Origin of the sequence: Flavobacterium paronense (genome assembly GCF_030409795.1) — a bacterium.
GTDB classification, from domain to species: domain Bacteria; phylum Bacteroidota; class Bacteroidia; order Flavobacteriales; family Flavobacteriaceae; genus Flavobacterium; species Flavobacterium paronense.
On the sequence record NZ_JAUFQN010000019.1, the window covers coordinates 1630882 to 1644191 of the forward strand.

Genomic DNA, 13310 nt, shown 5'->3' on the forward strand with positions numbered 1-13310 from the left:
AAAACTAAACAACTTAAATTAGCAATTATGGGGCTTTTTGGTAGGAATCACAAGAAAATCATCATAGAGCTTCACAAAAAAAGTGAAGACCATTGCAAAGAAATAAGTAAAGAAATCGATGAGATGTTAGACGATTTGAAAACCGAATACGATGAAAATCGCGAAGTAGTTCAAGAGTTCTCCACTTTCGTAGATGAAATAAAGACAAAACTAAGTCCCGAAGATGCTAAAAAACTCCTGGCCTTTTCCTCTAAATTAAACAAAGTAAAACGTTGTGCCAAAAAAGGTGTTGAAGCCATGAGAGAATTAGCACGAGACCAGAGGAAACTTACCAGTGAAACCAGAATGGAATATGAAGAATATCTTTATACTAAATAATAGTAAATGCTCCGAGAATTCGGGGCTTTTTTTTGTCTTTGTTGCAAATGACTTTTGTTAGGGCTTTATTCGGGTTTCGTTCGTGGTTATGGTACCCCTTTGCGAAGAAATACCGAACAAACTTTATCTAGTAAAAACCAATATATTTCCTTTACTCAAATTCGCATCAAAACCATAACCTTCATAATTAAATCCTTTCAGGTCATCAACAGTTTTTGCATTGGTATCAATAATATAGCGAACCATCATACCTCTTGCCTTTTTGGCAAAAAAACTAATCATCTTTAAATTGCCGTCTTTGTAGTCTTTAAATTCGGGTGTAATTACGGGTACTTTCAATGCTTTCATATCCACAGCACTAAAATATTCGTTACTTGCCAGATTAATAAACAACTCGCCTTTTTCCAATTCGCTGTTGAGTTGTTTGGTAATGGTTTTTTTCCAAAACTCATATAAGTTTTTGTTTTTACCAATTGATAAAGATGTCCCCATTTCTAGTCGATACGCCTGCATTAAATCCAATGGTTTTAGTAAACCGTATAAACCTGAAAGAATACGGAGTTTGCTTTGTAGCACTTCTAATTTATCCAATGGCAAGCTGTAAGCATCCAAACCCAAATATACTTCACCATCAAAAGTATAAATTGCCTGGCGCGCGTTTTCAATAGTAAAAGGTGTTTGCCAATCCTGATTCCGTTGCCAGTTAAGTTCTGCTAGTTTATCCGAAATATCCATGAGTTGCGATAAGGCTTTGGGCTTTTTCTTTTTTAAAGTTTTCTGAATTGTTGTCGCTTGTTTTAAAAACTGTGGCTCAGAAAAAGTAGTTGATGGCAATTCCTTTTCAAAGTTTAATGATTTGGCTGGCGATATGACGATTTTCATTTTCTAGTAATTAGCGTTTCAAAAATACAAATTCAATATCAAAAAACATATACCGCATACTGAATTGTTTCCGTTTTTATATTACATAATTCCTTAAGTGATTTGTTAATTATTTTTACTAATAAAAAAAGTTAATTAACTGGTTACATGACAAATATCATTTAATTATACTTGTTATTTGAGTAACTTTACTAATGATTTTCTAGTATTTAGTAATAAAAAAAAATCAAGGTATAAACGAAAAACCATAAGAGTAGGAAAATTATAATTTTTACTGAAATGAAAACAACTAAACTATTTTTATTATTAATCATAGCAGGTTTGCTAACTAGTTTAAGTTATTCTCAAGAAACAAAAGCTAAAGTTTATTTTATCCGATCAACTGGTTTTCAAGGTTCGGCTACTGCTTTTACAGCTTTTATTGACAAACAACTTGTTTGCAAACTGAATAATAAAAAATATTCGATACATGAACTAGAACCCGGAGAGCATGTTTTTACAGTACAATTTGGAGGTAAAAAAGCTAAAGAAAAAGCAGAACCTATAACCATAAATATCGAAGCCGGAAAAACCTATTATATTCAAATGATATTTCAAACAGGTTTATTTGTAAATAATTTGTATTGCCAAGAAGTCACTGAGAATTCAGCTAAAACAATTTTAATTGACTGTGTTGAAGATACAGAATGCTTTTAGTATAGAAAACCTAAAAATAAAAAGAACTGAAGATTAAATTATTAGTCTATTGACCCTTTAAATCTCAGGTTCATTAATTTTTAATGCATTTTTAAAGAGCCACATTAATCAGTGGCTTTTTAAATAATATAAAACTAATGCTTAATCTTGATTGCTTTCCATATTACAAACATCATTACAATTAAAAAATCATATAATAGTTTTTCAAAATTATATAACAATGTTGACATAGCTTTAACCGAATTTTGAGGAAACCGTATTGTTAATAACTGTTTGTAAAATTAAAATCTGATGAAAAGAATTATTTTGTTTTGCTCTATATTGATTATAGTTTGCTTCACCAGTTCGCTTACACTCGTGTCCTGTAAAACTAAAAAACCGGCTGTCGAAAAAGATATAACTTTAGCGAAGCCTACCGAAGTAGAAATCATCAAGAAAAAACGGGCCGATGATTTAGGAACAAGACTATTAGAAACCTGCAATATCTCAAGATTCAAAAGCTTTAGTACTACAGAAGCTACAGATAAGGTTCGAAAAAATGCTACCAAAGAAAAGATTGCTGCTATTTGTCAAAAAATCAATCAAAGAAACGGACGGTTTTTAGGAATTAATCTGACAGATATTACCCATAACAAGATTACTGATGAATATACTTTTCGATACAATATCGATTATGAAAAGAAACTTTACAAAAGGGAACTCTTTGTAACAATCAATACTGACAATAAGGTTTCCGCCATCTCCACAAAAGAAGTTACTCCTAAGCCGTTGTAAAAATCATTTGAAACGGCAATAATTTATGTAATTTGTTTCAAATTGAATCCGTTTGACGCAATAGTTATTTTGAATAGTAAAGAATGAAAAGATTTTTTTGTTAGTTTAATTGTTATTCTGTTATCAAGATAAACCAATTTTATTATTTTTACAAAATAACAAAACAAACAAAAAATGAAAAAGGTAATAACTCTCTTCTTACTTTTTCTTTCTTATAATTTCCAGGCTCAAACCATTGAGTTTCTTGAAAAAGGCGACACACTTCAAAAACCAAAATACCAACAATTCATTTACCTCAGTGACAGCACCGATATTACTACCTCTAAATTTGTGGCTAAAATAAAGTCCCGCGGCAGTTTAAAACACACCACTAATTTATACTATTTTATAAAATATGAAGCGCAGAAATTAGGTGCGAATGCCTATCGTTTTGAGCGTTTTACAAAGACAGATGGGGATATTAATGGAGAATTAATCTTGTCTGCCTATTTCTGTGAAGACTCAATTTTTGATGCTAATTTTGAACATATTCCGAAAAACAAAATAGTCATCTTTGGCAACGATGATATGAACGAAAAGAAAACACAAGGATACAAAGTGCAAGGTCAAAAATATGAAATCGCCAGCGGTCAATTTAAAGTATTTGACATCAAAGAAAAAGACGAAATACAAATAACCAAAGGAGGTTTCACAGGAACTACATTATGGTATAAGCGAAAAGAAGGCGGTTATAGCTCTTTCTTAAGTTTTTCCGGAATCGGACTTAACGGCACTAGCTATTCTCCAGGATACAATGGTGTTGGAGTAAGTTTTAACACCGGAAAAATAAATCACGTTGAACCGAATTTAGCGTTAGCATTGTTAAAAATATACGAAGAACAAAAATAAATTTCATTATCATAAATAAACAAACACATGAAACTTTTAGGAATTGGCTCCAGAATAAAGCATGCCGAATATGGCAAAGGCGTTGTAACAAATGTATCTTCTAAAGAATATTGGGTAACCTTTATTGATGGCGGATTAGAAACCATAGATCTCGATAGCGAATTTGAAGTAATTGAAGCGGCTGAAAACGAAGTTGACACAATTAGCATGTATGACGTTGAGCAAAGTTTACTTTCTATCCTAAAAAAATGGAACGGTCTTGCAGAACCTGTAGCCATTGGTGATAAATGGAAAGGCGGTAATATGAAATTAGTGCCCGGACAAGCTGGCTTAGCTCACAAAGATGTGCCGATAGATGTCTTTTTTCACAAAATAGTAATGCTTCGGGATCGTTTACGTGTAATGGAACAAAAAATTAACGCCAGCAATCTTGAAGAAATAGAAAAAATAGAATTGCAACAATACATCACCCGAATTTATGGTAGCTTAACCACTTTTAATGTACTATTCAAATCACAAACAGATTACTTTGTTGGTGAAAAGACGAAGTAAACTTTAACGTTTCAAAACTTTAGACCGTTCAAATATTGCTTACTTTTATATCATAAAATTTGAAGTCATGAAAAAAATATTATTTGGGTTAATCATTGCCGGATTACTGATTTTTAGTTGTAAAAGTACCAGTACTGGTGGCGATTCTAAAAAGGTTGCTATTCAATTTGAATCAAAAAGTGGCAGCAATGTGCAAGGAACTGCCGTTTTCATTGAAAAAAATGGTGTCGTAAATTTAGAAGCCAAATTAACCGGATTAAAACCTGGTGTACACGCTATACACATCCATGAAAAAGCGGATTGTTCTGCAACAGACGCAGCTTCCGCCGGTGGACATTGGAATCCAACGTTCAAAAAACACGGAAAATGGGGCGATGCCGAACATCACAAAGGCGATATTGGTAATTTCACCGCCGATGTAGATGGAAAAGCAACCATACTTTTCAAAACTGATGAATGGTGTATTGGTTGTGGAGATACAACGAAAGACATTTTAGGGAAAGGTCTAATTGTTCATGACAAACCAGATGATTTCACTACACAACCTTCAGGAAATGCGGGAGCAAGAGTTGCTTGTTCAGCTATTATACAATAGTTAATAGTTTTCCTTGGAAGAAAAAGAACTTTTATATTTCAAAAATGCTCAGGAATGGCGCGAATGGTTACATGATAATCATCATTCGTCAAAAGGCGTACATTTAATTTTTTATAAAGTAAGCAGTGAGTCTGAAAGCATGCGTTGGGAAGAAGCCGTTCAGGTTGCCATTTGTTATGGTTGGATTGATTCTACTGTTAAGAAACTGGATGAAGAACGCAGACGCCAAATGTTTACGCCACGAAAAGACAAAAGCGTTTGGAGCAAACTCAACAAAACCTATATCGAAAAACTCATAGCCGATAATTTAATGCACGAAAGTGGTTTAAATAAGATTGAAATTGCTAAACAAAATGGCTCCTGGTCAACGCTTGATATGGTAGAGAATTTAGAAATGCCTAAAGATTTAGCATTGGCTTTTGCCAAAAATAAAACAGCATTAAACAATTATAATTCGTTCAGTCCTTCCTATAGAAAAAGCTATTTATATTGGCTTAATCAAGCCAAAAGAGAAGAAACCAGAAAAGCTCGTATCATAGAAATAATTAAGCTTTGTGAACAAAACATCAAATCGAGAGATACATTCTAAATTTGATTTTTTCGTTCCTAAAAAAGGTTTAGTTTTGCACTCTAATAGTACCTCAGAATGATTAACCCATCAGCAGCCGGTTGGATAGAAAAGTTTTTTATAGAACAAAAAACTACTGAGCAACATATCCCAATTACTGAAGAAGCATTTTATTTTAGAACGCGCGCGACAGGTTTTATTTTTGGGCATATAGTAAGCTTTGATTCGGTAAATCCAATTCCAATTACTGCGCGACTTCCTGAAGAAATTTCAAAAATTGGAATGCTTAATACATTGTATCAAATGTATTGTCTGACCAAAAATGATAGTGATCAAAACAATTTCATTACCGCAGCTGTTGCTTTCTATAATTTGCTTACGCCAAAAGGTTTTAACCCTTTACAGAAAATGCTCCCTAGCAGTTCTAACTCTAGTAAACTAGAGAAGATCATTCATGATAGAGTACAGACTAACGAAGATTTATTCAGCAAAAAGTTCTCTCATGTGATAACGAATGCACTGCTTTTTGTAGATGTTTTGGCCTTTAAAAAACACCTAGAAAAAGGTTCACTACCTGAGAAGTATTTCAATCAGATTGAAGATATAGTTACCAGTATTGTTTCTCTTTCGCTAAAATCGAAGACTGGCATTTCTGTACATGACGATTTATTACAAAAACTATTTGAATCGTCTGTTCGCTACAATAAGCCATCCAATAAAGGAATTAATACCATCGAAGATTTAGATTTGAGTTATTTGAGTAATGATTTAGAGAAGTTCTATATGATTGACTTGGCAGGAATCAGTTTGTGGAGTGATGAAAAGGTTGAAAATGAAGAACGCTATTTTTTGTTCAAATTGGGAGATAAATTAGAAGTGTCGGAAACTTTCATAATCGAAAGCATCAATTTTATTAATGATTTTATTGTTCAACATAAAAACGAAATTCCCTATTTCAACAATTCCAATCCAGTTAAAAATTTCTATGATCACACTACCGAAAGTGTGCAAATTTTAATTAATAGAAACAAAAACCGATTGATTAAAGAAGTGTCGCAAAGCAAAGAATTGATGCAACTTTTGGCGAAATCTACTCGAAAAGAATTGGATAAAGATGAAAAGAAAAAAATCAAATCGCAGTTGCTCGACATATGCAAATCTGTTCCTTCACTAACTATTTTTCTTTTACCTGGCGGTAGTTTACTGTTACCGATTCTGATAAAATTCATTCCGCAGTTATTGCCTTCTGCTTTTAATGAAAATGAAGAAAGAGAGTAAATAAAAAATTGCCGGAAAGCGATTTTTGTTTTTTAAAACTTTAGCTGATAAACTTCATCCAAATCTTTATTAGAACTGATATTGACTTTTAAATCGGTTACGTATCCAGAATTTAGACCATAGACCCAGCCATGTAAGGTTAGCTCCTGCCCGCTTCTCCATGCCGACTGAACGATGGATGTTTTAGACAAATCAAAAACCTGTTCTTTGGCATTTATTTCAACAAAAGCATTGAAACGCTCATCTTCATTTGCAATCGAATCTAGATAAGTATCGTGCAAACGATAAACATCTTTAATATGTCGAATCCAGTTGTCAATAATTCCTATAGAATCGTTACCCATTGCCGCTTTTACTCCACCACAACCATAATGTCCACAAACAATTACGTGCTTTACTTTTAATACATTCACCGCATAATCCAGAACACTCAACATATTCATATCAGAATGGACAACCATATTAGCAATGTTTCTGTGTACAAAAACTTCGCCTGGCTTGGCTCCGATAATTTCATTCGCAGGAACTCGACTGTCAGAACAACCTATCCACAATAATGGTGGTGTTTGACCTTTGGCTAAATCTTTGAAATAATTTGGATCTTTTTCCAATGTTTTTTCAACCCATTCTTTATTGTTGTCTAGTATTTTTTTATAAAAATCGGACATATATGTGTTAATTTGTAGTAAACGAATTTACATTATTTAATTTAATTTTAATAAATATCAATCCATGAAAAATAAGTGCTTTTTAAATTAATTTTCTCTTCTCTAATATATTTCAAATAAGCTGCAGCAACAGGGCTTAAAGATTTGTTTTTTAACCAAACCAAGTACCAATTAGACTTGATTGGAAATCCTTTCATAGATATGATTTTCAAATCTCCTCTCTCAAGCTCGTTCTTTAATCCAATTATTGGCATTATTGAATATCCTATTCCTGCAATTACAGCTTGTTTTACAGCTTCATTAGAAGTAAGTTGCATTTTTTTTGCAGACTGTAATCCATTCCTGTGAATATAATTTTCCATAACTAACCTTGTAGCCGAGCCTTCTTCCCTATAGATTAATGGATACTCATTGAACAAATTATCCTGATTATTTTGAATTTCTGATGGAGCATTATGATTTCCTATTAAATACAATTTATTATCTAGCAATATCTCTGATTGCAATTGTATATCATCAGGCAAAATAGAGACTAATGCAAAATCAACTTCATTATTTTCTAAACTTTTTACGACTTTAGATTTGTTAGTCACATCCATTTTAAGGTCGATTCCTTTATTTTTATTTAAAAAATCAGATAAGAAATAAGGCATCACATATTTACCCGTAGAAACAACCGATAAAGTTAGTTTGCCTGACAAAATTCCTTTAAAAGTCATTGATTTATATGTTATAGTTGCCACTTCATCTAATACTTTTTGGGCAGTAACAGCTATTTCAGCACCAAAATGGGTAACATATAATTGCCTTCCTATGACTTCTGTCAATGGAATATCGAACTGATCTTGTAGTTTTTTTAATTGAATTGATACAGCTGGTTGAGTCAAATTAAGCTCTTCAGCAGCTTTAGTGATGCTTTTAGTTTCTACTATTTTTAAGAATATCTGTAATTGATGTAAAGTATAATTCATAAATATATTTAATGTAAATCATAACAAATATAAATAAAAATATATATATGCGACGTTATAGATTTGCAGAGAAAATTAGAAGCATTCATAATGAATTAGCTCAGGCTAGAAAAATAATAGCTAATAATTTCGTAACAATTTCTAAGAGTAATAAAATATAATATGATGGAAAAGCATCAATACAAATTAATAGAAGGTATTTTTTCAACTGCAGAAGCTAAAACAGTTTTGATGTCAGTAATTACTAGTAAAATTAACTATCATAACCTTAATGCTTTTAGTGAATTTGTTAGAAATAACAAGGCTGTTGAGAATACCAAAAATAGAGTTTTAGAGTTAACTACAACTCGTGAAGACATTATTAAACTTATAGAAGATGCCGAAAAAATGGGCATGAAATTGAATATTAAAAGTGACATTACTATTGAACTCATTTAAATAAAAGGAATTGGAAATTTTTAAAGATAGAAAATTAGTTATTGCCACAAAGCATAAAAAGGAAAGTGTAATTGCTCCATTACTCGAAAAAAATTTAGGAGTTAAATGTTTTGTTCCAGATGATTTTGACACAGATGTATTAGGAACTTTTACAGGCGAAATAGAAAGAAAAGAAGGTGCTTTGACAACGGCAAGAAAAAAATGTCTTCTAGCAATGGAAAAAACAAATTGTGATTTAGGCATCGCTAGTGAAGGTTCATTTGGTCCGCATCCAACCATTTTTATCGCACATGCTGATGATGAGTTTTTAATTTTTATAGACAAAAAAAATAATTTAGAAATAATAGTACGAGAGTTAAGTCTTGATACAAATTTTAATGCAGCAACTATAAACAGTTTTCAAAATTTGGTTGATTTAGTAAAAAACGTTGGATTTCCAGAACACGCAGTAATACTCAAGATTACTGAAAAAGAAGTTACTTATGTTGTAAAAGGAATTCAATCCTGGGAATTATTAGAAGAAAGTTATAACAAACTATCGGCTAATAGTTCCCAAGTTGTTGCAGAAACCGATATGCGTGCGATGTACAATCCAACACGCATGAAAGTTATAGAAAAAGCTGCTAAAAAGTTAGTAGAAAAAATTAAATCCTTTTGCCCTCAATGTAATACACCTGGTTTTGGAGTTGTAAAAACAAAACCTGGTTTACTATGCAAATGGTGCGGTTCACCTACAAATTCTATAAAATCACATCTATATCAATGTCAAAAATGCCAGTTTGAATTAGAAAAAATGTTTCCTAATGAAAAGAAAACAGAAGACCCAATGTATTGTGATAATTGTAATCCATAAACAATGAAAGAAGAAATCAAAAAAGCGGCAATTATATTAAACGAAGGAAAAGTTGTTGCCATTCCTACCGAGACAGTTTACGGATTAGCAGCAAATGCTTTTAATGATACTGCGGTTCGTCAAATATTTGAAATCAAACAAAGACCTTCATTCAATCCGTTAATCGTTCACATAAAATCGATTGATTATTTAGAAAAAGTATCTGAAAATATTCCTGCAAAAGCATGGCTTTTAGCAAAAAAATTTTGGCCTGGTGCTTTAACTTTAGTTTTACCTAAAAAGGAAATTATTCCTAACATAGTAACAGCTGGTAAAGATACGGTAGGAGTGCGTGTTCCATCACACCCAATTGCTTTGATGCTTTTAGAACAATTAGATTTCCCGTTGGCTGCACCAAGTGCCAATCCGTTTGGCTCTATAAGCCCAACCTCGGCTGAACATGTTCAAAAACAATTGGGCAATAAAGTTCCTTTTATACTCGATGGTGGAAATTGTGAAAAAGGAATAGAATCTACCATTATTGGATTCGAAAATGATGCGCCCATTTTATATCGATTGGGTTCTATTGCAATTGAAGAAATAGAAAATGAAATTGGCCCAATTACCATAAAGAACATTGAAGAGCAACATCCTAGTGCCCCAGGAATGATCAAAAGGCATTATGCTCCTAAAACTGTAACTATTGTTACAAAAAACATAAATGATGCCGTTCATTTTTATAATGGCAAAAGGATTGGTCTATTGCTTTTTAATTCAAAAAATACTGACGAAAGTATAATACATCAAGAAATACTCTCTATCAGTGGTGATTTAAAAGAAGCCGCTTCGCATTTATATGCAGCACTACACCGATTAGATGCTTTGAATTTAGATGTAATTATAGCCGAAGATTTTCCTGAAAATGAGTTGGGAAGATCAATCAATGATAGGTTAAAAAGAGCATCTGAATTAAAAAACACTAAAAATATATTAAACTAATATTTATGATGAATAACAAACAAACTCCATTTTTGATTTTTATTGCACTAGCGATACTATTATCTGGTTGTAAATCTAAAGCTGATTTGGATTATTCCAAAACAACTTTTATAAACCATTCAGTGCTTACTAAAGAACAGCAACAAGCTTTAACACCGGATGAAGTGCTAAAACAATTTAAAGAAGGTAATAATCGATTTAGAAAAAATGATATCACTATAAGAAAACATTCTGATACTATAAGAAAAGCAGCTACGGGAGGGCAATATCCTGAGGCAATGGTCTTAAGTTGTTTGGATAGCAGAGTTCCTGTTGAAGATGTTTTTGATCAAGGTATCGGGGATGTTTTTGTAGGAAGGGTAGCTGGTAATTTTGTGAATACCGATTTACTCGGCAGTATGGAGTTTGCCTGTAAAGTGGCTGGTGCCAAACTTATAATAGTAATGGGTCACCAACATTGTGGTGCTGTAAAAGGTGCTATTGATGATGTAAAGCTTGGCAACATTACCGCAATGCTAGAAAATATAAAACCTGCCGTAGCTATGAGTCAAAATTTTGCTGGTGAAAAATCCTCGAAAAATGAGGACTTTGTTAAGTTAGTAGCTCAGAATAATGTTCGCAATACAATTGCACAAATAAGAGCTAAAAGTGAAATACTAAGAACCATGGAAGCCAAAGGCGAGATAAAAATTGTGGGAGCCTTTTATGTCCTTCGCACTGGAGAACTTCAATTTTTGGATTAAATCATTTATTACTAATTACATTTAAACTACTTATCTTATGAATTTAGATTTACTTTTTGAAAATTTAACAAGTCCAGCTTTATTATTTTTTATCCTAGGAATATTAGCCGTTCAACTTAAAAGTGATTTAGAAATTCCTGCGCAATCATCAAAATTTATATCACTTTATCTTTTGTTTGCTATTGGATTTAAAGGTGGTCAAGAATTAGCACATAGTTCATTTACTATTGAAATATTGTGGTCAATAGTTTTTGGAATATTTATCTCAATAGCTATTCCTATTTACACTTTCTTTATTTTAAAGAAAAAATTAGGAGTTGATAATGCAGGTGCTATAGCGGCATCCTATGGTTCTGTAAGTGCAGTTACTTTTGTTACAGCCGTTACCTTTTTAGAACTTCAAAAGTTGACTTTCAATGGCCATATGGTAGCCATAATGGCAATGATGGAAGCTCCTGCTATAATCATAGGAGTAATGTTAATATCTTGGTTCAAAAAGAACAACACAATAAAATTATCACACATAGTTAAACATTCTTTCACAAATGGAAGTGTATTTTTAATTATTGGTAGTTTAATTATCGGAATGCTTGCCAGCGATAATCAAGCAAATGGAATCAAACCATTTACTACAGATTTATTCAAAGGGTTTTTAGTTATTTTCCTTTTGGATATGGGAATGACAAGTGGTAAAAAACTTGGTGATTTTATTAAAAACGGATGGTTCACAACAGTTTTCGCTATATTAATTCCTATAATAAATGGCTGTATCGTTGCTTATACTAGCCAATTCGTAACTAGTGAAATTGGTGACCGATTTATATTCGCAATTTTAGCAGCAAGTGCTTCTTATATTGCTGTGCCAGCTGCAATGAAAATTGCTGTTCCAAAAGCTAATCCAGGTTTATATTTACCTATGGCTTTAGCTGTAACTTTTCCATTTAATATAACACTAGGATTTCCTTTATACTTTGGAATAATTATGAGCTGAAATTAACTATTGTAAAATTTAGTTAAATGAAATACAAAAACCATAAGTTAAACCTATTGTTTTTATATTTGCATCAAATTTTACTATACAATGACAATTACTCAATTAAAATATGTTCTCGCTGTTGCGGAATATAAGAATTTCACATTAGCTGCCGAAAAATGTTTTGTTACCCAACCTACATTGAGTATGCAAATTCAGAAGATTGAAGAAGAACTCGGAATTCAGATTTTTGACAGAACTAAGAAACCCATTCAACTAACCGAAATTGGGCAAAAAATTGTCAATCAATCAAAGAACATCGTAAACGAAGCTGATAGAATTCAGGATATCGTTGATCAACAAAAGGGATTTATTGGTGGGGAATTTCGTTTGGGAATTATACCAACGATTATGCCCACATTATTACCAATGTTTCTAAATAATTTTATCAAAAAATATCCTAAAGTTAAACTCATCATTGAGGAGTTAAACACAGACGAAATAATCTTAAAATTAAATAATGGTCATCTTGATGCTGCTATTGCCGCTACACCATTGGAAGAAGAGAAAATAAAAGAAGTAGTTTTATATTTTGAGCCCTTTGTGGCTTATATTCCTGAGATTCATTCAACTTTTAATAAAAAGGAAATTGAAATCGATGATTTGAACATAGACGAAATTCTCCTACTTCAAGATGGACATTGCTTTAGAGATGGTATTTTGAATTTGTGCAAGAATGTTGCTACCAATGAAAAAGCTCATTTTCAAATTGAAAGCGGAAGCTTTGAAACCTTAATAAAACTGGCAGATGAAGGTTTAGGCATAACGCTACTTCCCTATTTACACACTTTAGATTTAAAAGAAAAAGACCAACTTAAATTGCGTCATTTTAAAGAACCAAAACCAGCAAGAGAAGTGAGTTTAATTTTTCCAAAAAACGAATTGAAAATCCATATTATTGATGCTTTGAGGAGCACCATTGCTGGAGTTGTAAAAGGAGCAATCGTGTTTCAGAATGTGCAAATTGTAAGTCCATTGCAAAAAAAATAAGGAGCTTTTGCACAAACTCCTTATT

17 protein-coding genes are annotated in these 13310 nt (G+C 32.2%); 14 read left to right on the forward strand and 3 right to left on the reverse strand.

Translation table 11 applies throughout. The features are described 5' to 3' along the window. Positions 1-27: 27 nt before the first annotated feature. Positions 28-378 (forward strand): hypothetical protein, encoded by a 351-nt coding sequence (locus QWY90_RS08490; RefSeq protein WP_290285444.1) that lies wholly within the window; start codon positions 28-30, stop codon positions 376-378. A gap of 123 nt (positions 379-501) precedes the next feature. Here QWY90_RS08490 and yaaA read toward each other — a convergent pair whose 3' ends face one another. Continuing rightward, positions 502-1260 carry a peroxide stress protein YaaA gene (yaaA, locus tag QWY90_RS08495; RefSeq protein WP_290285445.1) on the reverse strand — a complete coding sequence of 253 codons (759 nt, stop codon included), beginning with the start codon at positions 1258-1260 and terminating at the stop codon, positions 502-504. Positions 1261-1539: 279 nt separating this feature from the next. On the opposite strand from yaaA, the gene QWY90_RS08500 reads away from it, so the two are divergent. From QWY90_RS08500 to QWY90_RS08530, 7 genes are all read left to right on the forward strand, one after another. Beyond that, complete coding sequence (locus tag QWY90_RS08500; RefSeq protein ID WP_290285446.1) at positions 1540-1956, forward strand: DUF2846 domain-containing protein; 417 nt, start codon at positions 1540-1542, stop codon at positions 1954-1956. Between the two features lie 291 nt (positions 1957-2247). Then, positions 2248-2730, forward strand: coding sequence for a hypothetical protein (locus tag QWY90_RS08505; RefSeq protein WP_290285447.1), 483 nt, complete (start codon positions 2248-2250; stop codon positions 2728-2730). 174 nt (positions 2731-2904) lie between these two features. Further along, positions 2905-3618 (forward strand): hypothetical protein, encoded by a 714-nt coding sequence (locus QWY90_RS08510; RefSeq protein WP_290285448.1) that lies wholly within the window; start codon positions 2905-2907, stop codon positions 3616-3618. 27 nt (positions 3619-3645) lie between these two features. Beyond that, positions 3646-4170: a DUF8685 domain-containing protein gene (locus QWY90_RS08515; RefSeq protein WP_290285449.1), complete on the forward strand. Its 525-nt coding sequence runs from the start codon at positions 3646-3648 to the stop codon at positions 4168-4170. 67 nt (positions 4171-4237) lie between these two features. Further along, positions 4238-4765: a superoxide dismutase family protein gene (locus QWY90_RS08520; RefSeq protein WP_290285450.1), complete on the forward strand. Its 528-nt coding sequence runs from the start codon at positions 4238-4240 to the stop codon at positions 4763-4765. A 13-nt stretch (positions 4766-4778) separates the two neighbouring features. Continuing rightward, entirely contained in the window at positions 4779-5354 is a 576-nt protein-coding gene (locus QWY90_RS08525) for a YdeI/OmpD-associated family protein (RefSeq protein ID WP_290285451.1), read from the forward strand. 57 nt (positions 5355-5411) lie between these two features. Next, positions 5412-6611 (forward strand): LETM1-related biofilm-associated protein, encoded by a 1200-nt coding sequence (locus QWY90_RS08530; protein WP_290285452.1) that lies wholly within the window; start codon positions 5412-5414, stop codon positions 6609-6611. 32 nt (positions 6612-6643) lie between these two features. Here QWY90_RS08530 and can read toward each other — a convergent pair whose 3' ends face one another. Then, a complete protein-coding gene (gene can / locus QWY90_RS08535) occupies positions 6644-7279 on the reverse strand; it encodes a carbonate dehydratase (RefSeq protein WP_290285454.1) in 636 nt (211 codons plus the stop codon). Between the two features lie 47 nt (positions 7280-7326). Next, positions 7327-8250 (reverse strand): LysR family transcriptional regulator, encoded by a 924-nt coding sequence (locus tag QWY90_RS08540; RefSeq protein WP_290285455.1) that lies wholly within the window; start codon positions 8248-8250, stop codon positions 7327-7329. A gap of 162 nt (positions 8251-8412) precedes the next feature. Here QWY90_RS08540 and QWY90_RS08545 point away from each other — a divergent pair, with 162 nt between their 5' ends. From QWY90_RS08545 to QWY90_RS08570, 6 genes are all read left to right on the forward strand, one after another. Beyond that, positions 8413-8688 carry a hypothetical protein gene (locus tag QWY90_RS08545; RefSeq protein WP_290285456.1) on the forward strand — a complete coding sequence of 92 codons (276 nt, stop codon included), beginning with the start codon at positions 8413-8415 and terminating at the stop codon, positions 8686-8688. A gap of 10 nt (positions 8689-8698) precedes the next feature. After that, complete coding sequence (locus tag QWY90_RS08550) at positions 8699-9541, forward strand: DUF6671 family protein (RefSeq protein WP_336622156.1); 843 nt, start codon at positions 8699-8701, stop codon at positions 9539-9541. Positions 9542-9544: 3 nt separating this feature from the next. Then, the gene (locus tag QWY90_RS08555) at positions 9545-10519 is read left to right on the forward strand and encodes an L-threonylcarbamoyladenylate synthase (protein ID WP_290285457.1); all 975 of its coding nucleotides are present in this window, start codon (positions 9545-9547) and stop codon (positions 10517-10519) included. 5 nt (positions 10520-10524) lie between these two features. Then, positions 10525-11262, forward strand: coding sequence for a carbonic anhydrase family protein (locus QWY90_RS08560; RefSeq protein WP_290285458.1), 738 nt, complete (start codon positions 10525-10527; stop codon positions 11260-11262). A gap of 37 nt (positions 11263-11299) precedes the next feature. Then, positions 11300-12253 (forward strand): sodium-dependent bicarbonate transport family permease, encoded by a 954-nt coding sequence (locus QWY90_RS08565; RefSeq protein ID WP_290285460.1) that lies wholly within the window; start codon positions 11300-11302, stop codon positions 12251-12253. A 90-nt stretch (positions 12254-12343) separates the two neighbouring features. Continuing rightward, complete coding sequence (locus QWY90_RS08570) at positions 12344-13285, forward strand: LysR substrate-binding domain-containing protein (RefSeq protein WP_290285461.1); 942 nt, start codon at positions 12344-12346, stop codon at positions 13283-13285. The last annotated feature ends 25 nt before the right edge of the window (positions 13286-13310 follow it).

Excerpts from the sequence above, each read along its gene's own strand:
- can (WP_290285454.1), bottom strand. The coding sequence starts at position 7,279 with ATGTCCGATTTTTATAAAAAAATACTAGACAACAATAAAGAATGGGTT.
- QWY90_RS08540 (WP_290285455.1), bottom strand. The coding sequence starts at position 8,250 with ATGAATTATACTTTACATCAATTACAGATATTCTTAAAAATAGTAGAA.
- QWY90_RS08565 (WP_290285460.1), top strand. The coding sequence starts at position 11,300 with ATGAATTTAGATTTACTTTTTGAAAATTTAACAAGTCCAGCTTTATTA.
- QWY90_RS08510 (WP_290285448.1), top strand. The coding sequence starts at position 2,905 with ATGAAAAAGGTAATAACTCTCTTCTTACTTTTTCTTTCTTATAATTTC.
- QWY90_RS08530 (WP_290285452.1), top strand. The coding sequence starts at position 5,412 with ATGATTAACCCATCAGCAGCCGGTTGGATAGAAAAGTTTTTTATAGAA.
- QWY90_RS08560 (WP_290285458.1), top strand. The coding sequence starts at position 10,525 with ATGATGAATAACAAACAAACTCCATTTTTGATTTTTATTGCACTAGCG.
- QWY90_RS08490 (WP_290285444.1), top strand. The coding sequence starts at position 28 with ATGGGGCTTTTTGGTAGGAATCACAAGAAAATCATCATAGAGCTTCAC.
- QWY90_RS08520 (WP_290285450.1), top strand. The coding sequence starts at position 4,238 with ATGAAAAAAATATTATTTGGGTTAATCATTGCCGGATTACTGATTTTT.
- QWY90_RS08555 (WP_290285457.1), top strand. The coding sequence starts at position 9,545 with ATGAAAGAAGAAATCAAAAAAGCGGCAATTATATTAAACGAAGGAAAA.
- QWY90_RS08515 (WP_290285449.1), top strand. The coding sequence starts at position 3,646 with ATGAAACTTTTAGGAATTGGCTCCAGAATAAAGCATGCCGAATATGGC.
- QWY90_RS08545 (WP_290285456.1), top strand. The coding sequence starts at position 8,413 with ATGATGGAAAAGCATCAATACAAATTAATAGAAGGTATTTTTTCAACT.
- yaaA (WP_290285445.1), bottom strand. The coding sequence starts at position 1,260 with ATGAAAATCGTCATATCGCCAGCCAAATCATTAAACTTTGAAAAGGAA.
- QWY90_RS08500 (WP_290285446.1), top strand. The coding sequence starts at position 1,540 with ATGAAAACAACTAAACTATTTTTATTATTAATCATAGCAGGTTTGCTA.
- QWY90_RS08505 (WP_290285447.1), top strand. The coding sequence starts at position 2,248 with ATGAAAAGAATTATTTTGTTTTGCTCTATATTGATTATAGTTTGCTTC.
- QWY90_RS08570 (WP_290285461.1), top strand. The coding sequence starts at position 12,344 with ATGACAATTACTCAATTAAAATATGTTCTCGCTGTTGCGGAATATAAG.